The sequence below is a fragment of the Nonomuraea candida genome (assembly GCF_000725485.1).
Taxonomy (GTDB): domain Bacteria; phylum Actinomycetota; class Actinomycetes; order Streptosporangiales; family Streptosporangiaceae; genus Nonomuraea; species Nonomuraea candida.
Map to the genome: position 1 here is coordinate 84,608 of NZ_JOAG01000005.1, position 25,938 is coordinate 110,545.

General features: G+C 71.8%; 27 protein-coding genes. 10 read left to right on the forward strand and 17 right to left on the reverse strand.

What is annotated here, in order from left to right; translation table 11 throughout:
* Positions 1–84: 84 nt before the first annotated feature.
* The 4 genes from IO39_RS04040 to IO39_RS04055 all read left to right on the forward strand — a co-directional run bounded on the left by IO39_RS04040 (position 85) and on the right by IO39_RS04055 (position 5,312).
* Positions 85–1,281 carry a sensor histidine kinase gene (locus IO39_RS04040; RefSeq protein ID WP_043616113.1) on the forward strand — a complete coding sequence of 399 codons (1,197 nt, stop codon included), beginning with the start codon at positions 85–87 and terminating at the stop codon, positions 1,279–1,281.
* A gap of 28 nt (positions 1,282–1,309) precedes the next feature.
* Complete coding sequence (locus tag IO39_RS04045; RefSeq protein WP_211266882.1) at positions 1,310–1,960, forward strand: response regulator transcription factor; 651 nt, start codon at positions 1,310–1,312, stop codon at positions 1,958–1,960.
* A 108-nt stretch (positions 1,961–2,068) separates the two neighbouring features.
* On the forward strand, positions 2,069–2,821 hold the full coding sequence (locus IO39_RS04050) for an ABC transporter ATP-binding protein (protein ID WP_245641800.1): 753 nt from the start codon (positions 2,069–2,071) through the stop codon (positions 2,819–2,821).
* 1 nt (position 2,822) lies between these two features.
* Entirely contained in the window at positions 2,823–5,312 is a 2,490-nt protein-coding gene (locus IO39_RS04055) for an ABC transporter permease (protein ID WP_043616123.1), read from the forward strand.
* Positions 5,313–5,502: 190 nt separating this feature from the next.
* Here the strand turns inward: IO39_RS04055 and IO39_RS04060 are convergent, their stop codons facing one another.
* From IO39_RS04060 to rph, 5 genes are all read right to left on the reverse strand, one after another.
* A complete protein-coding gene (locus IO39_RS04060; RefSeq protein WP_043616126.1) occupies positions 5,503–5,772 on the reverse strand; it encodes an SUKH-4 family immunity protein in 270 nt (89 codons plus the stop codon).
* Positions 5,769–6,743, reverse strand: a complete 975-nt coding sequence (locus tag IO39_RS04065) for a toxin glutamine deamidase domain-containing protein (RefSeq protein ID WP_043616129.1) — start codon at positions 6,741–6,743, stop codon at positions 5,769–5,771. The genes IO39_RS04060 and IO39_RS04065 overlap by 4 nt, the downstream gene beginning before the upstream one ends.
* 121 nt (positions 6,744–6,864) lie before the next feature.
* A complete protein-coding gene (locus tag IO39_RS04070; RefSeq protein WP_245641801.1) occupies positions 6,865–8,463 on the reverse strand; it encodes a molybdopterin-dependent oxidoreductase in 1,599 nt (532 codons plus the stop codon).
* A 200-nt stretch (positions 8,464–8,663) separates the two neighbouring features.
* Complete coding sequence (rdgB, locus tag IO39_RS04075; protein ID WP_043616132.1) at positions 8,664–9,254, reverse strand: RdgB/HAM1 family non-canonical purine NTP pyrophosphatase; 591 nt, start codon at positions 9,252–9,254, stop codon at positions 8,664–8,666.
* The gene (gene rph, locus IO39_RS04080; RefSeq protein ID WP_043616135.1) at positions 9,251–9,970 is read right to left on the reverse strand and encodes a ribonuclease PH; all 720 of its coding nucleotides are present in this window, start codon (positions 9,968–9,970) and stop codon (positions 9,251–9,253) included. Before rph ends, rdgB begins: the two co-directional genes overlap by 4 nt.
* Before the next feature lie 68 nt (positions 9,971–10,038).
* Here rph and IO39_RS04085 point away from each other — a divergent pair, with 68 nt between their 5' ends.
* Positions 10,039–11,277 carry an MFS transporter gene (locus IO39_RS04085; protein ID WP_043616138.1) on the forward strand — a complete coding sequence of 413 codons (1,239 nt, stop codon included), beginning with the start codon at positions 10,039–10,041 and terminating at the stop codon, positions 11,275–11,277.
* Here IO39_RS04085 and IO39_RS04090 read toward each other — a convergent pair.
* From IO39_RS04090 to IO39_RS04100, 3 genes are all read right to left on the reverse strand, one after another.
* Positions 11,262–12,014 carry an MBL fold metallo-hydrolase gene (locus IO39_RS04090; RefSeq protein ID WP_043616141.1) on the reverse strand — a complete coding sequence of 251 codons (753 nt, stop codon included), beginning with the start codon at positions 12,012–12,014 and terminating at the stop codon, positions 11,262–11,264. The two genes, IO39_RS04085 and IO39_RS04090, sit on opposite strands and share 16 nt — an antisense overlap.
* Complete coding sequence (gene murI, locus IO39_RS04095; protein WP_043616144.1) at positions 12,011–12,835, reverse strand: glutamate racemase; 825 nt, start codon at positions 12,833–12,835, stop codon at positions 12,011–12,013. The genes IO39_RS04090 and murI overlap by 4 nt, the downstream gene beginning before the upstream one ends.
* Positions 12,836–12,978: 143 nt before the next feature.
* Positions 12,979–13,770: a thioesterase family protein gene (locus IO39_RS04100; RefSeq protein WP_043616148.1), complete on the reverse strand. Its 792-nt coding sequence runs from the start codon at positions 13,768–13,770 to the stop codon at positions 12,979–12,981.
* Between the two features lie 102 nt (positions 13,771–13,872).
* Here IO39_RS04100 and IO39_RS04105 point away from each other — a divergent pair, with 102 nt between their 5' ends.
* Both IO39_RS04105 and IO39_RS04110 read left to right on the forward strand, forming a co-directional pair.
* A complete protein-coding gene (locus tag IO39_RS04105) occupies positions 13,873–14,199 on the forward strand; it encodes a hypothetical protein (protein WP_157547879.1) in 327 nt (108 codons plus the stop codon).
* Positions 14,200–14,284: 85 nt separating this feature from the next.
* Positions 14,285–16,324, forward strand: a complete 2,040-nt coding sequence (locus IO39_RS04110) for a DUF3352 domain-containing protein (RefSeq protein ID WP_043616156.1) — start codon at positions 14,285–14,287, stop codon at positions 16,322–16,324.
* A gap of 110 nt (positions 16,325–16,434) precedes the next feature.
* On the opposite strand, the gene IO39_RS04115 is transcribed toward IO39_RS04110, so the two are convergent.
* The 5 genes from IO39_RS04115 to clpS form a co-directional block, all read right to left on the reverse strand.
* A complete protein-coding gene (locus IO39_RS04115) occupies positions 16,435–17,382 on the reverse strand; it encodes a PLP-dependent cysteine synthase family protein (RefSeq protein ID WP_043616159.1) in 948 nt (315 codons plus the stop codon).
* Position 17,383: 1 nt separating this feature from the next.
* Positions 17,384–17,656 carry a MoaD/ThiS family protein gene (locus tag IO39_RS04120; RefSeq protein WP_043616161.1) on the reverse strand — a complete coding sequence of 91 codons (273 nt, stop codon included), beginning with the start codon at positions 17,654–17,656 and terminating at the stop codon, positions 17,384–17,386.
* A gap of 140 nt (positions 17,657–17,796) precedes the next feature.
* Positions 17,797–18,198, reverse strand: a complete 402-nt coding sequence (locus IO39_RS04125; protein ID WP_043616164.1) for a M67 family metallopeptidase — start codon at positions 18,196–18,198, stop codon at positions 17,797–17,799.
* Between the two features lie 10 nt (positions 18,199–18,208).
* Positions 18,209–18,733 carry a DUF2017 domain-containing protein gene (locus IO39_RS04130; RefSeq protein WP_043616167.1) on the reverse strand — a complete coding sequence of 175 codons (525 nt, stop codon included), beginning with the start codon at positions 18,731–18,733 and terminating at the stop codon, positions 18,209–18,211.
* Between the two features lie 124 nt (positions 18,734–18,857).
* Positions 18,858–19,151: an ATP-dependent Clp protease adapter ClpS gene (clpS, locus tag IO39_RS04135; RefSeq protein WP_043616171.1), complete on the reverse strand. Its 294-nt coding sequence runs from the start codon at positions 19,149–19,151 to the stop codon at positions 18,858–18,860.
* 46 nt (positions 19,152–19,197) lie between these two features.
* Between clpS and IO39_RS04140 the strand changes: the two genes are divergently transcribed.
* The 3 genes from IO39_RS04140 to IO39_RS04150 all read left to right on the forward strand — a co-directional run bounded on the left by IO39_RS04140 (position 19,198) and on the right by IO39_RS04150 (position 21,956).
* Positions 19,198–20,481: a nicotinate phosphoribosyltransferase gene (locus IO39_RS04140; protein WP_211266883.1), complete on the forward strand. Its 1,284-nt coding sequence runs from the start codon at positions 19,198–19,200 to the stop codon at positions 20,479–20,481.
* A gap of 15 nt (positions 20,482–20,496) precedes the next feature.
* The gene (locus tag IO39_RS04145; protein ID WP_043616177.1) at positions 20,497–21,066 is read left to right on the forward strand and encodes a nicotinamidase; all 570 of its coding nucleotides are present in this window, start codon (positions 20,497–20,499) and stop codon (positions 21,064–21,066) included.
* 167 nt (positions 21,067–21,233) lie between these two features.
* Entirely contained in the window at positions 21,234–21,956 is a 723-nt protein-coding gene (locus IO39_RS04150; protein ID WP_157547881.1) for a hypothetical protein, read from the forward strand.
* A 155-nt stretch (positions 21,957–22,111) separates the two neighbouring features.
* Here IO39_RS04150 and IO39_RS04155 read toward each other — a convergent pair whose 3' ends face one another.
* The 4 genes from IO39_RS04155 to IO39_RS50245 all read right to left on the reverse strand — a co-directional run bounded on the left by IO39_RS04155 (position 22,112) and on the right by IO39_RS50245 (position 25,727).
* Entirely contained in the window at positions 22,112–22,489 is a 378-nt protein-coding gene (locus IO39_RS04155; protein WP_043616184.1) for an STAS domain-containing protein, read from the reverse strand.
* A 212-nt stretch (positions 22,490–22,701) separates the two neighbouring features.
* A complete protein-coding gene (locus tag IO39_RS04160; protein WP_157547883.1) occupies positions 22,702–22,866 on the reverse strand; it encodes a hypothetical protein in 165 nt (54 codons plus the stop codon).
* A 457-nt stretch (positions 22,867–23,323) separates the two neighbouring features.
* The gene (locus tag IO39_RS04165; RefSeq protein WP_043616190.1) at positions 23,324–25,075 is read right to left on the reverse strand and encodes a DEAD/DEAH box helicase; all 1,752 of its coding nucleotides are present in this window, start codon (positions 25,073–25,075) and stop codon (positions 23,324–23,326) included.
* 124 nt (positions 25,076–25,199) lie between these two features.
* Entirely contained in the window at positions 25,200–25,727 is a 528-nt protein-coding gene (locus IO39_RS50245) for a hypothetical protein (RefSeq protein ID WP_052422427.1), read from the reverse strand.
* Positions 25,728–25,938 lie beyond the last annotated feature (211 nt).

Genomic DNA, 25,938 nt, shown 5'->3' on the forward strand with positions numbered 1-25,938 from the left:
CTTGGCCATGTAAGACCTGGGTCGTAGCCGTACTTCCATCTTCAGGCGGACCAATGGCTCACCGGGCCTACATATCGTGATGATGTGTTCGGCAAGGTGCGGGCGTGGTCCAAACGCCACGAGAGGCTGGCCAGCGTCCTCCGGGTGGCGCCGTTGGCGATGTTGTGCGCGCTGACGGCGGTGCCGTACGCGATGGTGGGGGAGCCGTACGCGGAGGGTGGCGCGCCGGCGGCCGCCGGGGTCTACCTCGACCTGGCGGGCTATCTGGTCCTGTCCGCGGCGCTGCTGGCGCCGCTGTTGTGGCGGAGCCGGCCGCTGGCGGCGTTCGCGGTCATCGCGCTGATCAGCTTCGGGCAGTGGCTGGCGGACGTGGCCGCGCTGCCGGCGAACCTGGCGGTGCTGGTGGCGCTGTGGTCGGTGGCCTACGAGTGCTCGTTCCGGTGGGCGCTGGCCGCGTGCCTGGTGGCGGAGCTGGGCATCTTCCTGGCCGTGGTCGACTGGCGGAACCCGACGTTCGGCATGTTCTTCGGCGGCTCGATCTTCGTCCTGACGATCTGGCTGACCGGCCTGTACGCCAACACCCGCCGCCGCTACCTGGAGAGCCTGGAGGAGCGGGCCGAGCGGGCCGAGCGCGAGCGCGACCAGCAGGCCAAGATGGCGGCCGCGGCCGAGCGGGCCAGGATCGCCAGGGAGCTGCACGACGTGGTGGCCCACAACGTCAGCGTGATGGTGGTGCAGGCCGACGGCGCGGGTTTCGCCATGGACAGCGACCTCGATCAGGCCCGGCTGGCGGTCAGGAACATCTCCAAGACCGGCCGCGCCGCGCTGGCCGAGATGCGCCGGCTGGTCGGCGTGTTGCGCGAGAACGAGGCCGCGGGCACCGACTACACCCCGCAGCCGGGGCTGGACCAGCTTGAGGAGCTCGTACGCGGCTCGGCCGTGCCGGCCCGGCTGAGCGTCGGCGGCGTGCGCGCCGAGCTGCCGGAGGGCCAGCAGCTCACCGTCTACCGCATCGTCCAGGAGGCGCTGACGAACGCCCTCAAACACGGCGGCCCGGGCGTCGAGGCCGCGGTGGAGATCGACTACACCGGCCCCGACCTGGTGGTGCGCGTGACCGACAACGGCCGGGGCGCGGCGGCCCCCAGGAGCCCCGGCGGGCACGGCCTGATCGGCATGCGCGAACGGGTCGGCATGTACGGCGGCGCCGTGTCCGCGGGCCCCCGCAAGGGCGGCGGTTTCGAGGTGCGGGCGACATTGCCCATGGTCAAGGAGGCGGCGTGATTCGCGTGGTGCTGGTGAAGGAGGCGGCGTGATTCGCGTGATGCTGGTGGACGATCAGCAGTTGTTGCGGGCGGGGTTCAAGATGGTGCTCGGAGCCCAGCCGGACATCGAGGTGGTGGCCGAGGCCGGCGACGGGGTCACGGCGCTGGAGCTGCTGAAGACCACCGAGGTGGACGTGGTGCTGATGGACGTGCGCATGCCGGCCATGGACGGCGTGGAGGCCACCAGGCGCATCGAGGGGCCGAAGGTGCTCATCCTGACCACGTTCGACCTCGACGAGTACGCCTTCGCGGCGGTCAAGGCGGGCGCGGCCGGGTTCCTGCTGAAGGACGTGCCGCCGGCGGACCTGGTGGAGGCCATCAGGGTGGTGCACGCGGGCGACTCGGTGGTCTCGCCGAGCACGTTGCGGCGGATGCTGGACCGGTTCGCGGCGCAGCTCCCGAGCGGCGAGCCGCTGACGGCGGGCGAGCTGACGCCGCGCGAGCGCGAGGTGCTGCTCATGGTGGCGCGCGGCCTGTCGAACACGGAGATCGCCGAGCGCCTGGCGGTGGCCGAGGCGACGGTGAAGACGCATCTGGGGCGGGTGCTGGCCAAGCTGGGGCTGCGGGACCGGGCGCAGGTGGTGGTGTACGCGTACGAGGCCGGGCTGATCGTGCCCTCCCATCGGCCGAAAGTCTGACCGGGGTCATCCACGGGCGCAGGAGAAGTCCCTCCTCAGGACCCACGAATACCGAAATTTCCACTCCTAGCGTTGGTTGCGCCTGAAAACAGCAACCAAGGAGTGAACGTGACGCTCACCGAGACCCGGCGCCAGGCTCCGCCCGCCGTGGTGGCCACCGATCTGACCAAGGTGTACGGCCAGGGGGACACCCGGGTCCACGCCCTTCGCGGGGTGAACGTGTCCTTCGCCACGGGTGCGTTCACCGCCATCATGGGGCCGTCGGGTTCCGGCAAGTCCACGCTGATGCACTGCCTGGCCGGGCTCGACGCCGCCACCTCCGGCACCGTGCACATCGGCGACGTGGAGCTGACGGGGCTGTCCGACCGGCAGCTCACGCTGCTGCGCCGCGAGCGGATCGGCTTCATCTTCCAGGCGTTCAACCTGCTGCCCACGCTGACCGCGGAGCAGAACATCCGCCTGCCGCTGGACATCTCCGCCCGCCAGGCGGACCAGCAGCTCTTCGACCGGGTCATCGAGACCGTCGGGCTGAAGGACCGGCTCTCGCACCGGCCGACCGAGCTGTCCGGCGGGCAGCAGCAGCGGGTGGCCGTGGCCAGGGCGCTCATCAGCAAGCCCCAGGTGATCTTCGCCGACGAGCCCACGGGGAACCTGGACTCGCGCAGCGGCGCGGAGGTCCTGTCCTTCCTGCGCACCTCCGTGCGCGAGCTGGGCCAGACCATCGTCATGGTGACGCACGACCCCATGGCGGCCTCGTACGCCGACCGGGTGGTGTTCCTGCGCGACGGCGAGCTGGTCACCGAGGTCACCGCGCCGACGCCGCAGACCGTGCTGGACACGCTCGTCCGGCTGGAGGCGTGAGGTGCTGAAGACGGCGCTGGCCGGGCTGCGCGCGCACCGGCTGAGACTGCTGCTCACCGCGCTGGCGATCACGCTGGGCGTGGGCTTCATCGCGGGCACGTTCGTGCTCAACGACACCGTCGAGGCCGGCTTCGCCCAGCGGGTGACGGCCGACGCGGGCAAGGTGGCGGTCGCCGTGCTGCCCGGGCAGGCCGACGGCGTGCTGCCGGAGGAGGTGCTGGAGCGGGTGCGCGCGGTGCCCGGCGTGAGCGAGGCCCAGGGCCTGGTCCGGGGCGCCGCGCCGGTGCTGGGCAAGAACGGCAAGACCTTCGGCAACGCCCCCACCACGGCCCTGTCCGTGATCAGCGGCCCGCTCGACCGCACCGACGTGGTCGCGGGGACCGGCCCCGGCACCGACGACGGCGCGGCCGTGCTGGACGAGAACACGGCCAGGGCGCAGGGCTTCCGGCTCGGCGACACGATCTCCGTGCTCGACGCGAAGCAGGCCGCCCACTCCTTCAAGCTGGTCGGCCTGATCGACACGGGCGTGGACCAGATGCTCGCCTACACCGGCGCGGTCGGCTTCACCCCGGCCACGGCGCAGCGCATGACGGGCGCGAAGGGGTACGCCGAGATCGACGTCGCCGGCTCGGGCGCGGGGCTGAAGCAGGCCGTCGCGGCGGCCGTGGGCGGCTCGTACACCGTCAAGACCGGCGCCGAGCTGGCCGACGACCTGGCCAAGGCGGCCGGGGTCGAGACGCGGATGTTCACGCTGGGCCTGCTGATGTTCGGCCTCGTGGCGATGCTGGTGGCCGCGCTGGTCATCTACAACACCTTCAACATCCTCGTCGCCCAGCGCACCCGGGAGATGGCGCTGCTGCGCTGCATCGGGGCCACGCGGGGGCAGGTGTTCGGCTCGATCCTGCTGGAGTCGTCCGTGGTGGGCCTGCTGGCCTCCGTGCTGGGCCTGCTCACCGGGTACGGCCTGGCCGCGCTCACGCTGACCGTGCTCGCCTCCCTGGACGCGCCGCTGCCCACAGACGCGGCGATCGCGCTCACCCCGGCCACGACGGGCATCGGCCTGGCCGTGGGGCTGGTGGTGACGGTGGGCGCGGCGCTGCTGCCGGCCCGTTCGGCCACCCGCGTGCCGCCGATCGCGGCGCTGCGCAGCCAGCCCGAGGAGCAGACGTTCCGCACCGGCCTGGTGCGCGGCGGCTTCGCGGCGCTCTTCCTGGTGGCGGGGCTGGGCACGACGGCCGCGGGCGTGTTCGTGATGCAGGCCGGAGAGCCGGTCTCGCTCTTCGTGGTGATGGCCGGGGGCGCGCTGACCTTCCTGGCGGTGCTCATCCTGGGCCCGGTGCTGGTACGGCCGCTGAGCGCGCTGGTCGGCTGGATCCCGCGCCGGCTGTTCGGCGTGCCGGGCCGCCTGGCGGTGGACAACTCCGGGCGCAACCCGAGGCGGGCCGCCACCACCACGGTCGCGCTGACCATCGGGGTGACGCTGATGACGCTGATCTCGGTGGTCACCGCGTCCACGAGGCTGACCATGACGGCCAAGCTGGACGAGCAGTTCCCGGTCGACTACCTGCTGGCGAGCCAGCAGCAGGAGGCCGTCGTCCCCAGGTCGGTGGCCGAGGAGCTGCGCGGCCGGCCGGAGCTGTCCTCGGTGGCGCAGATCCGCGAGGTCCGGGCCGCGGTGGCGGGGCAGCGCCTCGACGTGGGCACCTTCAGCGGGCACGTCGAGCCGTATGTCGTCTCCGGCTCCATGCGGGGCCTCGGCGCGGGTCAGGCCGCCCTGGACCGGGCCACGGCCGGCCGGCTCGGCGTGCGGGTGGGCGACGCGGTCGCGCTGCGCACCAAGCGGGCGGGCACGGTGTCGCTCAAGGTGGTGGCGCTGCTCGACGGCAACGAGACGTCGCTGCCGCCGGTCACGGTCGCGGAGCGGGCGTTCGAGTCGTACTTCGGGGCGGTGCCCGACTCGCGGGTGATGGTCACGATCAAGGACGGCGTGGCGGAGGAGCGGGCCCGCGCGGTGGTGGACGCCGCCGCGGCGCCTTACCCGATGGTGCAGGTGAGCAGCTCGACCGAGGTGCGCGGGCAGTTCGACGAGACGCTCGACATGCTGCTCATGATCATCACCGGGCTGCTCGGCCTGGCGATCCTCATCTCGCTGCTGGGCATCGCGAACACGCTCTCCCTGTCGGTCCACGAACGCACCAGGGAGTCGGCCCTGCTGCGGGCCCTGGGCCTGACCCGGCCCCAGTTGCGCCGCATGCTGTCGGTCGAGGCGCTGGTGCTCGGCCTGATCGGGGCGCTGGTGGGCGTCGTGCTCGGCGTCGCCTTCGGGTGGGCCGCGATGCGGGCGATGCTGGACGGGGCCCGCTTCTCGGTGCCCCTGGGGCAGATAGCGCTGTTCGTGGTGCTGTCGGGGGCGGCGGGCGTGCTCGCGGCGGTGCTCCCGGCCCGGCGCGCCGCCCGGGCGTCGATCGTGGGCTCCCTCGCGACGGGCTGAGTCGGGCGAAAGCCCCCGTAGCCGAATAAACCCGAAAAACACGGATAGAGGGTACGAGCGGGTCGGGCGTCTTATGGGGGCGGCGCCCGGCCCTCATGCGGTCAGCGGGGGTGTGACGGGCCCTCATGCGGCCGGGCGGTGCGACCCGGCCCCCGCGGTCAGCCGGGGTGCGGCGCGGCCCCTCGTGCGGTCAGCGGGGGGTGCGGCCGGGCCAGAGTTCGGCCACGGTCTCCGGGTCGAGCAGCGGCCTGGCCACCACCTCGCCCGTGGCCCGGTCGATCACCACGCACCCGCCCCCGACGGTCTCCGGCAGCCGGGCCGGGTCGTCGGGTTCGAGGTCGCGGACCCACCCCACGTAGCCGCCCTCGAACCCGTACACGCCGACGGGCAGCGCCTCCTCCGGCGGCCGGACCCCGTTGAAGTACTCCTCGGCCAGCGCCCTGGCCCGCTCCAGATTCATCGTGGCCGCCCCCGGCGATCGAGTATCACGCAGAACACCCCCGTCACGGTCCGGTACGGCGGCTCGACCGACATGTGCCCCCGCTGGGCGTCGATCCAGATCACCTCACCGTCGAAGTTGACCGCGTTCCAGGCGTGGGAGCCGCCGCCCGGCCAGCGCACCACGATGACCGCCCCGGCCCCGTGCCCGGCGTCGAGCAGGCGCTTGGCGATCATCGGGTAGGCGTGCCGGCCCTGGCCCGCGTACTGCAGGCGGTGCCCCGTCCACCGCTCGATCCGGGCCACGCTCCCCCGCTCGCCGCTCAGCAGCGGCCGGCCGATGCGGTCGTGCTCGGGCAGCCGGGGCGCGGCCGTGGCGGGCTCGCCGTGCCAGGTGGACAGCACGGCCAGCGCGCAGTCGGCGGCGTTGGAGGCCCGGAACGGGTCGTCGGCCGGGCCGCCGCCGTTGATCAGGCGCACCCAGGTGCCGCGCGGGTCGGGAAAGCGGGCGCCGGGCCGCAGCGCCTCGGCCAGGTCCCGCTCCACCTGCGGGTCCGGCTGCGCCAGCCCGCCCGGCACGCCGTACGGACGGCTGTCGGCGAGCCTGGGCGGCCGGTCGGGCCCGTCGAACCAGTCGTCACCCGCCCGCTGCCGCCCGTCGAGCCAGTCACCCTCCGCCCGCTGCCGCCCGTCGAGCCAGTCACCCTCCGCCGACTGCCGCCCGTCGAACCCGTCGAAGCCGCCGAACCCGTCGAAGCCCCCGAACCCGCCGAAGCCGTCATCCTCCGGGCGGTCCGGCGGGTTCGGGGGCGGCGTCGGGCGGGCGTCGGTCTCCGGGCGTGCCGACAGGTCCGGGCGCCGCACGGCGGGGTCGTCGGTCCCCGGATCCGCGGCGCGCTCGTAGTCGAGCCACCGCACGCCGTCGGCCACGACGGGGTTGTAGTGTCCCTCTTCCAGGGCCCACCGGACACTCGGCTTGCGCTCGCGGAACACGGCCTGCCTCCTGTCATGCTCGACGACCGATCGTAGAGGCGACACCGTGGCGAGGAGGCGAAGTCGGCAAGATTTCCGGCCCGGACCATGCCCCGTACCTGCGCAAACGGGGTCGGAACCGTCAGGCCGCCCGCACCTTGACGGCGTGCAGGCCGGTCGCGCCGTCGGGCGCGGACGGCGCCTGCCGGTCGGTCTGGGTGCGCCCCGCGGCGTCGGTCGCGCGCACCTCGATCGTGTGCTCCCCCGGCGTCGCGGTCCAGTCGATCGACCACTGCCGCCAGGTGTCCGGCCCCGGCACCTCGGCCAGCCTCGCCTGCCGCCACTGCCCGCCGTCCACCCGCACCTCCACGGCGGCCACGCCGGTGTGCTGGGCCCAGGCGACCCCGGCGATGGTGGTGGCGCCGGCCGGCAGCGAGTCGCCCGCCTTGGGCACGTCGATGCGCGACTGGGTCTTGATGGGGCCCTTGGCCGACCAGCCGCGCGGAGTCCAGTACGCCTGGTCGGTGTCGAACCTGGTCACCTTGATGTCCACCACCCACTTGGTGGCCGAGACGTACCCGTACAGGCCGGGCACCACCTGCCGCACGGGGAAGCCGTGATCGACGGGCAGCGCCTCGCCGTTCATCGCCACGGCGAACAGCGCGTCGCGGCCGTCCATCACCACGTCCACCGGGGTGCCGCAGGTGAAGCCGTCGGCGGAGGTGGACAGCAACATGTCGGCGCCGGAGCGCAGCCCGGCGCGGCGCAGCACGTCGGCCATCCGCGCGCCCAGCCAGCGGGCGTTGCCCACGTAGGGGCCGCCCACCTCGTTGGAGACGCAGGTCAGCGTGACGTCCGCCTCGGTGAGCGGCAGCTTGAGCAGGTCGGCGTACGTGAGCTCGACCGGGCGGTCCACCAGGCCGTGGATGCGCAGCGTCCAGTCGCGCGGATCGACCTGCGGGACGACGAGGGCGGTGTCGACGCGGTAGAAGTCGCGGTTGGGGGTGACGAACGGCGACAGGCCGCCGATCCGGAGGTCGGCGCCGGCCGGGATGGGCCTGGCCGGGGTCGCGGGCGCGGGCAGCCGCACCCCGGCCCGGGCGGCGTCCACGGCCTGCCGCCCGCCGAACTGCCGCCCGAGCAGCGCGGCCGCCCCCGCCACGGCGACCCCGCCGGCCGCCCCGGTGAGCAACCGCCGCCGGTCGAACCCCGCCGCCACTCCCCCGGCCCGCATCACGGCCGGCCGCTCCGGCCACGCCTTGGCGCCTTCCCCACCCTCCCGCGCCTCGGCGGGGACGGGGGCGCCGGCGGCGCGGCGTACCAGCCAGGACAGTGCCCAGGCGGCCACGGCCACCCCGGCCACGGTGGGCAGCGCGTCCGGGAGCGCGGCGTCCGGCCGGGTCAGCACCGCCAGCACGCCGATCGCCCCGAACGCGGTCAGCCCCGCGAAGCCGTGGGAGAGCCGGCGGCGGGACCACACCCCGATGAGGGCGGCGACCGCGGCGAGCACCACCAGCACGCCCCCGACCAGGACCGCCTTGTCGTTCTCGCCGAACGTCCTGATGGCGAAGTCCTTGACCGGGGCGGGCGTCAGATCGACGGTGGCGTCGCCCACGGCCACGACGGGGAACGCCCCGGGCCCGACGAGGCCGGCCGCGAGCTGCGCGATCCCGAGCGCCAGGCCCCCGGACACCAGTCCCGCCAGGGCTCCCGCCCAGGCGGGAATCTCATTCCTCTGCACAGTCCGAAGGTACGTCCGCCCGGGACCCGCGAACCTTACACGGTGGTTACGAGCACCCGCTCAGGCGCACGCGGTCGTCACGCACGCGGTCGTCACGCACGCGGTCGTCACGCACGCGGCGGTCCGGCGCACGCGGCGGTCCGGCGCACGCGGCGGTCCGGCGCACGAGTCAGGCGCACGAGGTCCGGCGCACGCGGCGGTCAGGAGGCGAGCAGGTCGCGCACGATGGGGGCCAGCGCGCCGAAGGCCCGGCCCCGGTGGCTGATCGCGTCTTTCTCCTCGGGCGACAGCTCGGCCGTCGTGCGCTCCTCGCCCTCGGGCACGAAGATCGGGTCGTAGCCGAACCCGTTGGTCCCCCGGGGAGTGCGGACGATGCGGCCCGGCAGCACCCCCTCCACCACCCGGGACTCCCCGGACGGCAGCGCCAGCGCGGCGGCGCAGGCGAAGTGGGCGCCCAGCTTGTCGTCGGGCACGTCGGAGACCTGGGCGAGCAGCAGCTCCAGGTTGGCCTGGTCGTCGCCGTGCCGCCCGGCCCAGCGGGCGGAGAAGACGCCCGGCATGCCGTTGAGCACGTCGACGCAGAGCCCGGAGTCGTCGGCGACCGCCGGCAGGCCGGCGCCCCGGGCGACGGCGTGCGCCTTGAGCAGCGCGTTCTCCTCGAAGGTGACGCCGGTCTCGGCGATCTCGCCGATCGAGGGGAACTCCTCCAGCCCGACGATGTCGAAGCCGGAGAGGATGCGGCGCAGCTCCGCGATCTTGCCCGCGTTGCGCGTGGCCAGCACGATCTTCATGAACCCAGGGCCTCCTGCTGGATGAGGGTCAGCTCCTCACAGCCTGCCACGGCCAGGTCGAGCAGCTGGTCGAGGGCCGCCCGGTCGAACGGCGCGCCCTCGGCCGTGCCCTGCACCTCGACGAACGTGCCCTCGCCGGTCATCACGACGTTCATGTCGGTCTCGGCGGCGACGTCTTCGGTGTAGCAGAGGTCGAGCATCGGCACGGAACCGACCACGCCGACGGAGACGGCCGCGACCGAGCCGATGAGCGGGTCGCCGGGGCACATGCGGCGCTTGCGCATCCAGTCGATCGCGTCGGCCAGCGCGACGTAGGCGCCGGTGATCGCGGCGGTCCTGGTGCCGCCGTCGGCCTGCAGCACGTCGCAGTCGAGCAGAATGGAGTTTTCCCCCAACGCTTTGTAATCGACGCAGGCACGCAGCGACCGCCCGATCAACCGGGAAATCTCGTGAGTGCGCCCGCCGATTTTGCCGCGGACCGATTCGCGATCGTTACGGGTATTGGTCGCCCGCGGCAACATCGCATATTCGGCCGTTACCCAGCCCTGGCCGCTGCCCCTGCGCCATCTGGGCACGCTGTCCTGCACGGACGCGGCGCACAACACCCGGGTGCCGCCGAATTCCACCAGCACGGAACCCTCGGCATGGGTCAGCCATTGCCGGGTGATGGTGATGGGACGGAGCTGGTCAGGGTTGCGGCCATCCTGTCGGGACATGCAGATCACCCTATCTCCGCGGCACGACACTCTTGACCAAATGTGTCCGCCACATGGATCCTTACGCAATGACAACGGGGGTGTTGCGAAACCCTGACTTCCTCCGGTTCCTCAGTTCGCACGTGGCGAACGAACTCGGAGCGAATATCTCGCGCGTGGCCCTGCCCCTGGTGGCCGTGCTGGTGTTGCACGCCGGGCCCGCGCAGGTCGGAGCGTTATCGTCGTTACAGACGGCCGCGTTTCTGCTGGTCGGCCTGCCCGCGGGGGTGTGGGTCGACCGGATGCGCAAGCGGCGCGTCATGATGGCCTCCGACGTGACCAAATTCGTGCTGTTCGGCGGCATTCCGGTGGCGGCCGCGCTGGGTGTGCTGTCGATCGAGCTGATGTTCGTGATCGCGCTGCTGGCCGGCGTCTCGCAGGTGTTCAACGACGTGGCCGACCAGACGTACCTGCCCGATCTGGTCAGCACCGGGCAGCTCGGTGACGGCAACGCGAAACTGGAGGTGGTGCGTTCCGCGGCGCTCCTGGCGGGGCCCGGCCTGGGCGGCATGCTGGTGCAACTGCTCGGCGCGTCTCCGGCGATGGTCGCCACCGCGATCGCCGCGCTGGCCTCGGTGGTGTTCCTGGGCACGATCAGGGCGCCCGACAAGCAGCCCGCCGACGTCCGGCGCCGGCCGCTGCTGCGCAGCATCCGCGAGGGGCTGGGGTACGTGTGGCGTGACCCCCTGCTGCGGGCGTTCGTGGCCTCCTCGGCGATCGGCAACCTGTGCGTGAGCGGCGTGACCGGGCTGTCGGTGCTGTTCCTGGCCCAGACCGTCGGGCTGACCCCCGGCACCATCGGGCTGCTGCTCATGTCGAGCGGCGTCGGCGGCCTGCTGGGCGGCCTGACCGGGAGCTGGCTGACCAGGAAATACGGCATCGCCAGGATGACCTGGCTGGTCGCCACGATCGGCGCCCCCTTCGGCCTGATCCTGCCGCTGACGCAGCCCGACTGGCGGGTGGTGTGCTTCGCGGTCACCTCGATCATGCTCACTTGGAGCGCGACATTGTCGAACGTGGGGCAGCTCACCTACCGGCAGACCGTCACGCCCGACCACCTGCTCGGCCGGGTCAACGCCTCGATGCGTTTCATGGCGCGGGGGGTGATGCCGGTGGGCGCCCTGCTCGGCGGCCTCATCGCGCAGCAGGTCGGGGTGCGGCAGGCGTTGTGGCTGCTCATGATCGGCAAGGCGCTGGCGTGGCTGCCGCTGCTGTTCTCGCCGCTGCCCCGGATGCGCGACTACACCGAGGTTCAGGCCAGGTCGTAGACGATGCCGCTGCGGGCCAGCTCCACCGGCCCGCCGTAGCCCGCGCCCATGGCCTCCGCCAGCACGGTGGCCTGGTCGTTCCACGGGACGAGGTGGGTGAGCACGAGCTTGCCCACGTCGGCCTTGGCGGCGTGCTCGGCCGCCTGCCGGCCGGTCAGGTGCAGGCCGGTGGGCAGGTCGGGGCGCTCGACGAACGACGCCTCGCAGAGCAGCAGATCGGCCCCCATGGCCAGCTTGACCAGCTCGTACGACTCGCCGGTGTCGCCCGAGTAGGCCAGGCTCCTGCCGCCGTGGGCGACGCGGAAGCCGTAGGCCTCGACGGGGTGGTTGACCAGGCCCGCGGTGAGGGTGAACGGCCCGACCTCGAACGTGCCCGGCGACAGCGGCCGGAACTCGAACGCGGTCTCCAGGCCCGGCTCCTCCGGCATGCCGTACGCGGCGGCCAGCCGCGCGGGGGCGTCGGCGGGCGCGTAGACGGGCACCAGCGGGTAGGGCGCGCCGGGCCCGTAGGTGCGGGCGACGTGGTAGCCGCAGATGTCGAGGCAATGATCGGCGTGCAGGTGCGACAGGCAGATCGCGTCCACGTCGTACAGGCCGATGTGGCGTTGGAGCGCGCCCAGGGAGCCGCTGCCGAGGTCGAGCAGCATCCTGAACCCGTCCGCTTCGAGCAGATAGCAGGATGCCGGGCTGTCGGGCCCGGGGTAGCTCCCGGAGCAGCCGACGATGGTCACCTTCATGTGGGCCTCCCGTTAGAGGTAGTACCCCCCACTGGCGCGACTTCGACCACGTCGATCTCCGGCCCCAGGAAGCGCCGCCCGAGCCGGGCGAAGAGCAGGGAGTCGCCGGTGGCGCGGAAGCGGTGCCGGGGGGTGGCCTCGCCGCCGGCCGCCAGATCGCGGTCGTGCAGGATTCGGTAGACGTCCTTGGCCGTCTCGTCGGCGCTGGAGATGAGCGTCATCCCGTCGCCGGCGACGTAGGAGATCGCGCCGGTGAGCAGCGGATAGTGGGTGCAGCCGAGGATGAGCGTGTCGCATCCGGCGGCCCTGATGGGCTCCAGGTACTCGCGGACGACCTCGATGAGCTCGTCGCTCATCGTCTCGCCCCGCTCGACGTACTCCACCAGGCGCGGGGCGGCCACGCCGGTGAGCTGCACGTCGGGAGCCGCGGTGAAGGCGTCGTGATAGGCCATGGAGTCGATGGTGGCCCTGGTGGCGATCACGCCGACCCTGCCGTTGCGGGTGGCGCGGACCGCCCGCCGGGTGGCCGGCATGATCACTTCGACGACGGGCACGTCATAGCGCTCGCGGGCGTCGCGCAGCACCGCGGAGCTGGCGCTGTTGCAGGCGATCACGAGCATCTTGACGTTCTCGCCGACCAGGTGGTCCATGACCTCCAGGGCATAGGCGCGCAGTTGCGCGATGCTCTTGGGCCCGTACGGCTGGTGGGCCGTGTCGGCCACATAGGTGATGGATTCGTGGGGCAACTGGTCGATGATCGCGCGGGCGACCGTCAGGCCGCCGACCCCGCTGTCGAAGATCCCAATACTCGCGTCCGGCACGCTCTAGAGGGTAGGCGACCTGCACGATCAACACTGCGTAAGAATGCTCACACCTGCGACGGGAGTGGCGGCTGCGGGGTCGCGTCCGTCACAGCCGGGCCGTTGCCCGACCCGCCGGCGCCGCCACCAGGACCCCGTCGCGGTCAGCCCCTGCCGACGCGGGCGAGCTGGCGCGACTGGGCGACGAGCCGGCCGGTGGAGTCGCGCACCTCGACCTCCTCGTCGAACCAGCCGTCGGAGACCAGCCGGCCGCTGGCCAGCACCGTGAGCAGGCCGGGCGCGGGCAGGGCGCGCAGGTGCCAGGTGAGGTCCACGGTGGGGGCCCAGCCGCGCCCGCCGGCCGAGAACACCACGGGCGGCAGCGCGTCCACGGCCAGGGCCAGCACGTACGGGTCGGGGTCCTGGGGCTCGGCCATCCTGAAGTACGCCCGTGACTCCGGCCTGCCGGTGGGCTCGCCCTTCAGCCAGCCGATCGTGGGCGGGTCGAAGAACAGCTCCATCTGGGCGTTCAGCGTCATGCCGGACTCGGGCTTGGGGTCGGGCAGCTTGACGCACTCCTCGACGGGCGGCATGTCGTGGGAGGGCCCGTCGGCGTACATCGGCTCCGCGTCGCCGAGCGTGGCCGTGGTGATCAGCCCCTCGATCTGCGCCACGCCGTTCTGCACCAGGGTGGCCCGGGCGAACGCGGCCGTCCGGCCCGCCTTCAGCGACTCCACCCTGACCTGCGCGGGACCGGCGACCGGCGCCCTCAGGAACTGCGCCGTCGTGCTCACCGGGTGCTCGAACGGCGAGGCGTCCACCGCCGCCCGCAGGACCACGGCCATGAGGTAACCGCCGTTGAGCGGGCCGCCGATCGCGTATCCCGGGTCGAGACACACGTCGTAGGTGTTCTCGTCGACCCTGATCGCCTGCGTGGCCTCGTCGAACTTCGTCATCCGCCCTGCCTCACGTCTGGAACTATGTTCTAGACACTCTAGAGCATTCTCCCCTCAGCGCGCCTACCTGCGAAAACGTGATTCGGCTGACAACGTTTGTTCATGGCAAGTGTCACCGAACTCATCGGTCAGTCCGTTTGGGACTCCAACGGGGTGTGGGTCGGTTTCGTGGTGGACATCCGGGTGGTCAGGCACAGGGGCGAGCTCCAGCAGAGCCACACCGTCTACGGCCTGGTCGTGTCGAGCCGGCGCGCCCCGCTCCTGCTCGGCCTCACGCGCGATCGCCAGGGCCGATCGGCCTGGCTCTCCCGCACGCTGGCGCGGGCGGTCTACGCCGGGTGCACGTTCGTGCCGTGGGAGAACGTCATCGACTACGGGGGCGGCGAGGTGCACATCGGTGTACTGAGAAAAGAGTTGAATCGGGTCTAATTCCGACTTCAGCACATTGCAAGCGCCCGTCTAGCAACATCAGCTACCTTCTCTGTGGTCAGAAGTCCACATTGTGAGTTGAGTGATGTCTGCGAACAATCCCCCCTATGGCCAGGATCCTGACCGGACGACGGCGTACAACTGGAACCAGGGGCAGCAGCCGGAGAGCGCGCCCGCGGCGCAGTATCCGGGGCAGCCGTACCCACCGCAGCAGCCGTATCCGCCCCAGCAGAACTCCTATGGCCAGCAGGGAGCCTACGGGCAGGGCGAATACGGGCAGCAGGCGTCTTACGGGCAGCAGCCCTCCCAGGGCGACCCGTACGGGCAGCAGCAGCCGTCCTACGGCGGTGGCGCCCCGTACGGCGGCCAGCAGCCCCAGCAGCCCCAGCAGCATTGGCAGCAGGGCGCCCAGCCTTCCCAGGGCGGCTGGCAGCAGGAGCAGGGCGGCTGGCCCCAGCAGCCCCAGCAGGGCTGGCAGCAGCAGGACCAGCAGGGCTGGCAGCAGCAGGACCAGCAGGCGCAGGCCGGTTGGCAGCAGGACCAGCACGCCCAGGCGGGCTGGCAGCAGGAGCAGCAGGCACAGGGCGGCTGGCCGCACGACCAGCAGGCCGGCCGGCAGCAGCAGAACCAGTACGGCCAGGGCGGCTGGCAGCACCAGGGTCCCGAGGGCTTCGGCCCGGCGGAGCCGCCCAGGAAGGGCCGCAAGAACTGGGTGATCGCCGTCGCGGCGGCGCTCGCGGTCGTCCTGCTGGGCGGCGGCGCGGTGTGGGCCGTGGGCGCCCTGGGCGGCGGCGGCACGCAGCCGAACGACGTGCTGCCCGCCGACTCCATCGCCTACGCCCGCATCGACCTCGACCCGGCCGCGAACCAGAAGCTGGCGCTGCTCGAACTCGGCAGGAAGTTCACGGTCACCAAGAACGCCTTCTCCGGCGAGGACCCGCGCAAGGCGCTGTTCGACGCGATCAACGAGCAGGACGCCGACAGCAAGCTGGACTTCGCCAAGGACGTCGACCCCTGGCTGGGCAGCCGGATCGGCTTCGCGGCCGTCCCGTCCGGCAAGGCCGAGCCGGACTTCGCGGTGGCCGTCCAGGTCAAGGACCAGGAGCTGGCCAAGGCCGGCATCGCCAAGCTCATGGAGGGCGACAAGTACGGCATCGCCTTCCGCGAGGACTACGCGCTGCTGACCCCCACCCAGGAGCTGGCGAACAAGTACGCGCAGGCCGAGGGCAGCCTGTCCGACAACGCCGAGTACAGCGAGGACATGGGCGCGGTCGGCGAGCAGGGCGTGCTGTCGTTCTGGGCCGACATGGGCGGCCTGATGGAGCTGGCCAAGAAGGAGATCCCCGCGAGCCAGGCGGCGGCCATGGAGCAGGTCAAGGACGCCAGGTTCGCCGGCGCGCTGCGCTTCGACAGCGCCTACGTCGAGCTGGCAGGCGTCTTCCGGGGCGCCAAGGGCCTGACCCCCGAGGGCGACGTGCCCAAGGCCGAGCTCGGCACGCTGCCCGGCACCACGGCCGGCGCCCTGTCGATCTCCGGCCTCGACCAGGTCGTCACCAAGCAGTGGGCCGAGGTCGAGAAGCAGGCCGCGGCGGCCGGCGCCGCGCAGTTCAAGCAGTTCATCGACCAGGCCAAGACCCAGTTCGGCCTGGAGCTGCCCGCCGACCTGGCCACGCTCTTCGGCCAGAACCTCACCATCGCCGTGGACAGCGAGGGCCTGGACAGCGAGCAGGTCAAGGGCGGCGTGCGCGTCACCACCGACCCGGCCAAGGCGCAGGCGATCCTCGACAAGGTGCAGAAGGCGCTGACGCAGGGCGGCCGGCCCGCCCCGCAGATCGCCAAGGTCGCCGGCGACGGCGTCTTCACGGTGGCGACGACCGACGAGTACGCCAAGAAGCTGGCCGAGGAGGGCACGCTCGGCGACTCGGAGACGTTCCAGACCGCCATCCCGAACGCCGGTGACGTGAACTACGCGATATTCGTGGACCTCGACAAGGTCGAGAACCTCTACCTGAAGTCCCTGCAGGGCGACGAGAAGGCCAACGCGCAGGTGCTGCGGGCCTTCGGGCTGAGTGGCACGCAGACCGACACCGAGGCGACGTTCTCGCTGCGGGTGCTGTTCAACTGAGCCCGGTGAAACGCAAGGGCGGCCGGTCAACGACGACCGGCCGCCCTTTCACATGTCCTGGCCGCTCTGGGGCCCGGAGCCTCGCGGTGTCTAGGCCCAGAGCTGGCTGTCTAGGCCCAGAGCTGGCCTTCGAGGCGTTCTTCCGCCTCCTCCAGCGTGCCCTCGTAGGCGCCCGTGGACAGGTATTTCCAGCCGCCGTCGGCCACCACGAACACGATGTCGGCGCGCTCGCCCGCCTTGACCGCCTTCGCCGCCACGCCCAGCGCCGCGTGCAGGGCGGCCCCGGTCGAGACGCCGGCGAAGATGCCCTCGGCGGCCAGCAGCTCGCGGGTGCGGCGCAGCGCGTCGGCCGAGCCCACCGAGAAGCGGGTGGTCAGCACCGACTCGTCGTAGAGCTCGGGGATGAACCCCTCGTCCACGTTGCGCAGCCCGTAGACCAGCTCGCCGTAGCGCGGCTCGGCCGCGACGATCCGCACGCCGGGCACCTGCTCCCGGAGGAAGCGCCCGACGCCCATCAGCGTGCCGGTCGTGCCGAGCCCGGCCACGAAGTGGGTGATCGTGGGCAGGTCGGCGAGGATCTCGGGGCCGGTGGTCTCGTAGTGGGAGCGCCAGTTGGCCGGGTTGCCGTACTGGTACAGCATCACCCAGTCGGGATGCTCGGCCGCCAGCCCCTTGGCCACCCGCACCGCCTCGTTGGAGCCGCCCGCCGCGGGCGAGGAGATGATCTCCGCGCCCCACATGCGCAGGAGCTGGCGGCGCTCCTCCGAGGTGTTCTCCGGCATCACGCAGATCAGCCGGTAGCCCTTGAGCTTGGCCGACATGGCCAGCGAGATGCCGGTGTTGCCGCTGGTCGGCTCCAGGATCGTGCAGCCCGGCCTGAGCAGCCCGTCCTTCTCGGCCTCCTGGATCATCCAGAGAGCCGGCCGGTCCTTGATCGAGCCGGTCGGGTTACGGTCTTCGAGCTTGGCCCAGACCCGCACGTCGGCGGAGGGCGACAATCTCGGCAGCCCCACCAGCGGGGTGCGGCCGACCGAGTCGATCAGCGATTCGAACCGCATGTCACCCGCCGGCGACGGCGGGAAGCACGGTCACCGTGTCACCGTCGGCGACCGGGGTGCCGAGGCCGCCCAGGAACCGCACGTCCTCGTCGTTGAGGTAGACGTTGACGAAGCGGCGCAGGCTGCCGTCGTCGACCAGCCGCTCCTTGATGCCGGGGTGGGCGGCCTCCAGGTTGCTGATCAGCTCTTCGAGGGTGGCGCCCTCGGCACTGACGGCCTTGGCGCCGTCGGTGTAGTTACGCAGGATGGTCGGAATGCGAACCTCGATGGCCATCGCGCTCAGTCTCCTAGGTCAGGTCGTCGTCCCATCGGCATGCAACACCGATGGCTGAAGGCGGATTCCGGATCAGGGACAGTCGTAGACGACGACAGCCGGAGTGTGTGCGAAGAGAAAGCTCTGCACCGGCCTGACCATCATGGGAGAAACCTTACCTCTTCCTCGGAAATCTCACCGTCGAGGATGCGGTAGGAGCGGAACTCCACCTCGTTCTCGTCACGCGTCGAGACCAGCACGTAGTGGGCGTTGGGCTCGGAGGCGTAGGAGACGTCGGTGCGCGACGGGTATGCCTCGGTGGCGGTGTGGGAGTGGTAGATGACGACGGGCTCCTCGTCCCGCTCGTCCATCTCCCGCCAGACCCGGAACTGCTCCATGGAGTCGAAACGGTAGAAGGTGGGGGAACGCTCGGCGTTCTCCATCGGGATGAATCGCTCGGGCACGCCGTTCCTGCCCGCGATGACGCCGCACGCCTCGTCGGGGTGATCGGCCCGGGCGTGTGCGACGATCTTGTCCACCAGTTCCTGCGAGATCGACAGCATGCCCCGGAAGCTACCAGAGGGCCCGGACCAGGCTGTCCTGGAGGTAGGTCAGCCAGTCGTAGGTGACGTAGGCCGGGTAGCGGGGGTCGTCCTCGGACATCATCGCGATCTCCTCGTGGACCTCCTCGGTCACCTCCAGCTTGACGCCGAGCGTCAGGCGCAGGTCGTTGAGCGCGCGCAGCCACGCCTGGGCCTGCTCGGGCGTCAGCTCCGCCCGGCCCGGCCGGGCCGTCTCGTGGACGGTCTGCGCGTCGGCCCGCTTGCCGTCGCGCAGCGTGGCCTCGGTGTAGCGGCGGAACTCGACCGACTCCTTCTCGTCTTCGTACGCCGAGGGGAACAGCCTGGCCAGCACCGGATCGGACGGCGCCGCCCCGTCGCCGATGCCCAGGGCCCGCTCCAGCGGATCGTCGCTGGTCTGCCCAGGGGAGACGATGCCGAGCATCATGGACACGAGCGAGCGCAGCAGGGAGACCTCGGCCGCCTCGAACACCGTGACGATCGTGCCGTCCTTGCCCCGCGAGAACCCAGAACTCACCCGCGTCGCCTCACTGTCGCCGGTTTCCCCGCACTCTCCGTACGGCAGTCCAGCGTACGACTCTTCCCCGGATGGCCGGTCCGGGCAGGACCAGTCCTCCGACGACTGGCGGCTCTCATGCGTCTCACTTGACCGAGTCCGGCTGGACCGTCGCCCACAGGCCGTAGGAGTGGAGAATCTGCACATCTCTTTCCATCTCCTCGCGCGTGCCACTGGACACGACAGCCTTGCCCTTGTGGTGCACGTCCAGCATCAGCTTCTCGGCTTTCTCCTTCGGATAGCCGAAGACCGTTTGAAAGACGTAGGTCACGTACGACATGAGGTTGACCGGGTCGTTCCAGACGATGGTCACCCATGGCAGATCGGGCCGGACGTCCGATGACGGACGCTCAACGGCGATTGGAGCGGTGCTACCCACATCCCCGAGTCTGCCCTATCTGGGCCGTAGTCTTCGAGTCGTGACAATGACCATGAGCACTGCGTTGCTTACAGATCACTATGAGCTGACGATGCTGCAGGCCGCCCTGCGCAGCGGCGCGGCCCACAGGCGCGCGGTTTTCGAGGTGTTCGCCAGGCATCTGCCAGGTGGGCGGCGTTACGGGGTTGTCGCGGGAACCGGACGTGTCCTGGACGAGCTCGAACGCTTCCGTTTCGGTGACGAAGAACTCACCTACCTGAGAGAGCACCAGGTCGTGGACGAGCCCACCCTGGCGTTCCTGGCCGACTACCGCTTCTCCGGGAACATCTACGGCTACCGCGAGGGCGACCTCTACTTCCCCGCCTCCCCGATCATGGTGGTGGAGGGCACGTTCGCCGAGGCCGTGCTGCTGGAGACCGTGACGCTGTCGATACTCAACCACGACTGCGCCATCGCCTCCGCCGCCTCCCGCATGACGAACGCCGCCGGCAAGCGGCCGCTCATCGAGATGGGCTCGCGCCGCACGCACGAGGGCGCCGCGGTGGCCGCCGCCAGGGCCGCCTACATCGCCGGGTTCGCCTCGACCTCCAACCTGATGGCCGGGCGCGTGTACGGCGTCCCCACGGCCGGCACGGCGGCGCACGCGTTCACGCTGCTGCACGACTCGGAGCGGGCGGCGTTCGAGGCCCAGATCGCCTCCCTCGGGGCCGGGACCACGCTGCTGGTGGACACCTACGACGTGCCGGCGGCCGTGCGCACGGCCGTGGAGCTGGCCGGGCAGAAGCTGGGCGCGGTCCGCATCGACTCGGGCGACCTGGCCGCCGCCGCCCAGGAGGTGCGCGAGCAACTCGACGCGCTCGGCGCCTTCGACACCCGCATCCTGGTCACCTCCGACCTCGACGAGTACGCCATCGCCGCGCTCGCCGCCGCCCCCGTGGACGGCTACGGCGTCGGCACCTCCCTGGTGACCGGCTCGGGGGTGCCGACGGCGGCCCTGGTGTACAAGCTGGTGGCGCGGGAGACGGCCACGGGCAAGCTGGAGCCCGTGGCCAAGCGCTCGGTGGGCAAGCCGTCGCGCGGGGGGCGCAAGGAGGCGTACCGGCTGCTGGACGAGTCCGGCCACGCCGAGACCGAGCTCATCACCACCGGCGGGCTCGCCCCCGAGGGCGGCATCCCCCTGCTGCACGAGCTGGTGCGCGACGGGGAGATCGTCGGCCGCGAGCCCCTCTCCGCCGCCCGCGAGCGCCACGCCGCCGCCGTCGCCACCCTCCCCCTGGAGGCCCTCCACCTCGGACGCGGCTACGCGGCGATCCCCACGGAATTCGCCTGACGTATCGTGCTACCTATGGGCACCGCGTTGATCATCGTTGACGTGCAGAACGACTTCTGCGAGGGCGGCAGCCTGCCCGTGGCCGGAGGCTCGGAGGTGGCCGCGGCGATCACCCGCCACGTGGCAGACCACGGCTACGACCACGTCGTGGCCACCCGCGACCACCACATCTCACCCGGCAGCCACTTCTCCGACACCCCCGACTACGTCTCCACCTGGCCGGCCCACTGCGTGGCCGGCACGCCGGGCGCCGACTTCCACCCGGCGTTCGACGTGTCGGGGGTGGAGGAGGTCTTCAGCAAGGGGGCCTACGAGGCGGCCTACAGCGGCTTCGAGGGCGCGTCGGGCGACGGGGTGTCGCTGGCCGACTGGCTCGGCGAGCGCGGGGTGCGCGAGGTGGACGTGGTGGGCATCGCCACCGACCACTGCGTGCGCGCGACGGTCCTCGACGCGGTCAAGCACGGGCTGGCCGTGCGGGTGCTGCTGGACCTGACGGCGGGCGTCGACCCGACGTCGGTGGAGGCGGCGCTGGCCGAGATGGCACAGGCGGGCGCCACCCTCCACGGAGCACCCGTCGTGGGCTGATCCTCCGGCCACCGGTCCGCCGCTGCCCGGGCACGGCGGCAGTCGATCACGAAGCGTGCACACTGGGCAACGCTCCGGTCATGTGATATCGAAGAGGGCGAACCCACTCCGAAGCCGGAGTAATACGCTGAGTAATAGATCTTCCAATCACTGGGAGGTTCCCCCTCATGCTGCCCCTTTCTCTCGGCGTGGCCTGGCTCCTTCTCGCTCCTCTGTGCCTGTGGCTGCTCGTCAAGGGCACCCGGTCCGAGCGGGTGGGCGCGATCGTGACGTTAGCCCTGCTGGAGGCCGGGACGATCGCGATGAACCAGCTCCATCCGGCCGTCCCGGCCCGGCCCGCCGCGTCGTACACCGTCGCCGCCCCCGCAACCCAGACCGCCCCCTCAACGCAGACTCAGCCCTCGACACAGACCGAGCCCTCGGCACAGACCGCCACCTCGACACAGACCGAGCCCTCGACACAGGCCGAGCCTCCGTCACGGACCGGACCCTCGTCACCGGCAGGGCCGCCGGTGCAGGCCCTGCCCGCTCCGGCGGCGGCCGGCCCGACCGCGCTGCCCGCCTCCTCCTGTGACGAGCGCGCGCCGGTCCCCCGGGCCGCGCGGGCCGGGAAGGACCTGGTGCTGGTCTGGCCGGCCGTCCCCCGCGAGTGCGACACGGCCGAGGTCACCCTGCGCGCCCGGGGCAGGGAGCTGCTGATCTGGCTGCACTCGGCTCCGCGCCTGGGCGAGCACCGGCCCGCGCTGGCCCTGCGGCACCGGGAGCCGCTCGTGCTGCCGGTGCACGTCAAGGACGGCACCGCCGCGCTGCGCGTCCCCGTCCGCGCGGAGCCCGGCTACATCCCGACGGACGGCCGCAGCGGGCGTCCCATCCCGGAGCTGACGACGTGACCCCGGCGGGGACGAAGGTCCCCGCCGACCGGCCAGGCACGCACGAGGTCCCCGCCGACCGGCCGGGCACGCGTGAGGGCTCCGCCGACCGGCCGGGCACGCGTGAGGGCTCCGGAGAGGCCCGGAGCCTCGGCGACCTGGAGCCGCGGCGCCGGTCAGGGTTGCGCGACGGCCAGACGCAGGGCGTCGTCGAACCTGGCGAACACCTCGAACGCGTGCCGCAGTCCGGTGATCGACAGCACCCGGGCCATCACCCCCTGAACCCCGCCGAGCAGCAGCCTGGTCTCCCTGGACTCGCAGAACTGCATGATCTCGACGAGCTCGTTCATGCCCATGGAGTCGCAGAACGAGACCTCACCCAGGTCCAGAATCAGAAAGGGCTTGGGGGGCAGCTCCCAGATGCGCTGCAGGTGCTCCCGGAGGATCGGCAGCGCGTTCACGTCGAGCTCGCCCTCGAGCCTGATGATGATGGCGTTTCGAGAGAGGCCGGAAGTGACGAGGAGCGTCGACTTGCCGGTGGCCTCAGACGACATGGGCAAAGTCCTTCTGCATATCCGCGAGACAGCCAAGAGTGGTTGTTGCCGCTTCCGTCGAGCTTCTAACAGAAGGTCACTGCTCTGTGTCCAAATGCGCAGAGTCACTCATCGTCATCGCCGGTCCCGGAGCTGGTTCGTACCCTTGAGGTGGGATCTCCATCGAACCGGCGCGCGGCGCCCGGGGTGGCGCGCCGCACGCCCCGAGTGTTTCAGGCCGCTCCCTGCACGGCCAGGGAGGCGAGCGCCAGCACGGCGAGGATCACGACCAGGACGCCCGTGCCGGTCACCGCCACGGCGGGATGCGCCCGGCGGGGCAACTCCCGCATCGCCGTCACCGTCAGGCCGGCCAGGCCGGTCAGGATGAACAGGGACACGTGGTGGGGCTCCAGTGAGATCGGCGTTGCCACCGAGAGGTGGAGAGCCGGCATCATCATATGCATTTCCCTTCTCCCGGCGACCGCCAGTCGAATGCGTTGTGCGATTGTCCGTGGTACGCGAGAGCGCCACATTCAGATGAACGCCGCCCCGCCCATGACGTCGCACCTTCGACACAGGCCGGGCAGGAACTCGGGCCGCGAATATCGGCTTCACTACCCGGGGCGATGTTCACTGAACGCCTGAAGTCCCGGTGATGGGGGCCGGAACCCGGCGCCCGCTTCGCGCCGGCCGACGCGACCGCATCGAGGGCCGCCGCCGCGTCAGGGTGCGGCCGTCGGGCGAGGACGACGGGCGAGGACGACGGGCGGCGCCTGGCCAGGAGCCGGGCGTCCGTCGAACGCCGCCTTCCCACGGCGCCCCGGCGGGGCGGCCTCCCGGCTGTGCGGGGACGTCTCAGCGGCGCTGGGTGGCCCAGCGGCGGATCATGGCGATGCGTTCCTGGATCTGCTCCACCGTGGCCTGGGCGATGGGCGGGCCGCCGCAGGCGCGCCGCAGCTCCGAGTGGATCACCCCGTGCGGCTGGCCCGTGCGGTGGTTCCAGGCGCCCACCAGGCCGTTGAGCTCGCGCCGCAGCTCCGCGATCTGCTCGTGCGGCGACAGCTCCTGCCTGGGCTCGTCGGTCTGCTGCTTGCGCCGGGCCGCCTGCTGGTCGGACTGCCGCTTGCGCAGCAGCGTCGCCACCTGGTCGGGCTCCAGCAGGCCGGGCAGCCCGAGGAAGTCCTCCTCCTCGGCCGAGCCGACCTCGGCGCCCGTGCCGAACTCGCCCCCGTCGAAGAGCACCCGGTCGAAGGTGGCCGTGGTCTCCATCGTCTCGAACGGCAGCTCGTCGCCCAGGACGTCGGGGTTGTCCTGCTTGCGGTTGGCCTGTTCGAGCAGCGAGTCGTCGAGGCCGTCCTCCGGAGGCCGCTTGTTGAGCACGTGGTCGCGCTCGACCTCCATCTCGTTGGCCAGCCCCATGAGCGTGGGCACCGAGGGGAGGAAGACCGAGGCGGTCTCGCCGCGCTTGCGCGCACGCACGAAACGGCCGACGGCCTGGGCGAAGAAGAGCGGGGTCGAGGTGGAGGTGGCGTAGACCCCGACGCACAGGCGGGGGATGTCGACGCCCTCCGACACCATGCGCACGGCCACCAGCCAGCGGTCCTCGGAGGCCGCGAACTGCTTGATCTTCTTGGACGCGCCCGGGTCGTCGGAGAGCACCACCGTGGCGCCCTCACCGGTGATGTTGCGCAGGTGGCGGGCGTAGGCGCGGGCGGTCTCGTGGTCGGTGGCGATCACCAGGCCACCCGCGTCGGGCACGCCCCTGCGCACCTCGGTGAGCCGGCGGTCGGCGGCCTGCATGACCTGGCGGATCCAGTCGCCCTTCGGGTCGAGCGCGGCCCGCCACGCCTGGGAGAGCTGGTCCTTGGTGAGCGGGGTGCCGAGCGTGGCGGCGATCTCGTCGCCCGCCCGCGTGCGCCACTTCATCTCGCCGGAGTAGGCGAGGAAGATGACCGGCCGCACGACGCCGTCGCCGAGCGCCGGGCCGTAGCCGTAGGAGTAGTCGGCGACGCTGCGCTTGAGGCCCTCGGCGTCCTCCTCGTAGGCGACGAACGGGATCGGGTTGTCGTCGGACCTGAACGGGGTCCCGGTGAGCTGGAGCCGGCGCGTGGCGGGCTCGAACGCCTCGCGCACGCCGTCGCCCCACGACTTGGCGTCGCCCGCGTGGTGGATCTCGTCGAAGATGACCAGGGTCTTGCGGTTTTCCGTGCGGGCCCGGTGCAGCGCGGGGTGCATGGCGACCTGCGCGTAGGTCACCGCCACCCCGACGTAGTCGCGGGAGGTGGCGCCCTGGCTGTTCTTGAACTCCGGATCGATGGCGATGCCCACCCGCCCGGCGGCGTCGGCCCACTGGCGCTTGAGGTGCTCGGTGGGCGTCACGATGGTGACGGCCCTGATCACCCCGTTGGCCAGCAGCTCGCTGGCGATGCGCAGGGCGTAGGTCGTCTTGCCCGCGCCCGGCGTCGCCACGGTGAGGAAGTCACGCGGCTCGCGCCTGAAGTAGAGGTCGAACGCCTCCTGCTGCCAGGCGCGCAGCTTGGGCGCGGTGCCCCACGCGGCCCGGTCGGGATAGGAAGGCGAAAGGTGGGACGCGGCGAAGGTGCTCACCGCATCACCTCTGAGGTTCGTGTGCTTCGCTCTCTCACAGTGACCCAAGGGTAATCGGGCCCACCGACAAGACGTGCCGTGAGCCGAGGATTCTGGCCAAGGTCATCCTCACGTGCTATGCGGCTTATCGGAGGCTCGTCATCACCGCGTCGAGCGCCTGCCTGCGGTGGTTCTGCTCCGGTTGCAGCAGGCCGATCAGCAGGACGGGCCGGTCGGCGCGGGTGAGCAGCATCACTCTGAGGAACGCGGGGCGGTTGACCACGTCCTGGTACTCGGCCCGCAGCGCCCGGGTGTGCCCGTCGGGGAGCCGCCGGTCGTCCACGACGGTGACGCGGTCGCCCTTGAGCAGCAGCCTGGAGTACAGCTCCGCGGCGTCCGCCGCGGCCTTCCCGGCGTCCTGGATCGGTCCCGGCACCGGCCTGGCCATCACCAGGGCGCCCTGCTCGTCGCGTACGACCGAGGTGAACCCCGTGACCGGGGCCACCGTGCCCGCGCTCCAGCCGTCCGGCAGCGTCGCCCGTACCCCTGCCTGGGCGTCGCTCAGGCTCCCCGAGGCCCCCTGAGCTTCGGGCGCGCCCGTGAGGCGCAGCGCGGCCATCGTCGCCCCCGCGCCCGCCAGCAGCCCCGTCCCCGCCGCCAGGCAGGCCAGCACGACCGTCGCCCGCCGCCACGCCGGCGTCTCGGCGGCGCGGGCCCGGCGCCCGCCGGGGGCGGCCGGAGAGCCGTGCAGGCGGGCCGAGGGCGGCAGGTCCTGCCACGCCTCCGGGGGACGCTCCCGCGCCCGGGCGGGGCCGGGCGCGGCGGTCCTGCGGATGCGGGGGTTCCAGGGCGGCTCCTCGTCCAGGTCCAGCGGGTGGGAGCGG